The sequence below is a fragment of the Thiorhodococcus fuscus genome, from assembly GCF_042682685.1.
GTDB classification, from domain to species: domain Bacteria; phylum Pseudomonadota; class Gammaproteobacteria; order Chromatiales; family Chromatiaceae; genus Imhoffiella; species Imhoffiella fuscus.
The window spans coordinates 1-664 of sequence record NZ_JBHUHX010000069.1; the positions used below are offsets into that span (position 1 = coordinate 1).

Genomic DNA, 664 nt, shown 5'->3' on the forward strand with positions numbered 1-664 from the left:
GGCCCGTGAGCCGAAAGGCGCTGACGGCCAGCGTCCGGGGGCGCCCGAGAGTCTGCGCTGGAAGGAAGGCTATGAACGCGTTGCGGACCTGGCGAGTGCGTTGCCCGATACGCGCCTGGTCTATGTCGCCGATCGCGAGGCCGACATTCTGGAGTTGATGGTGCGTGCGCGGGATCTGGGAACCCCCGCCGACTGGCTGCTGCGCGCCAAGCATAACCGCGCCTTGCCCGGTGGCGAGGGCAAGAAGCTGTGGACGAGTGTCCTGGAGACCAAGCCGCTCGGGGAGGTGCGTTTCAGCCTTCCGTCTGGGCGCGGGCGCAAGGCCCGAGAGGTCCGTCAGGAGCTCTATGCCAAGCGCGTGACGCTCTCGGATCGACGCCAAGGCCACCTGGAGGCCACCTGCGTGATCGCCCGTGAGATTGGGGCTCCGGAAGGCGTCAAACCGATTGAATGGCGGCTGCTGACCAACCGCCGTGCCGAGACGCTCGACGCCGCCGTCGCGTTGATCGACTGGTATCGGGCACGCTGGGAAATCGAGCTGCTGTTCTTGGTGCTCAAGGAGGGCTGCCGTGTTGAGGCCTTGCAACTGGGCACCGTCGAGCGCCTTGAGCGCGCCTTCGCCCTGTTTTTGGTGGTGGGTTGGCGCATCACTCGATTGATGCGC

At 66.3% G+C, this 664-nt stretch carries 1 protein-coding gene; it reads left to right on the forward strand.

Annotation, left to right across the window (positions count from 1 at the left end):
* Nucleotides 1-664 (forward strand): IS4 family transposase (locus ACFSJC_RS19980; RefSeq protein WP_386029083.1); only part of this gene is annotated, 664 nt, incomplete at both ends.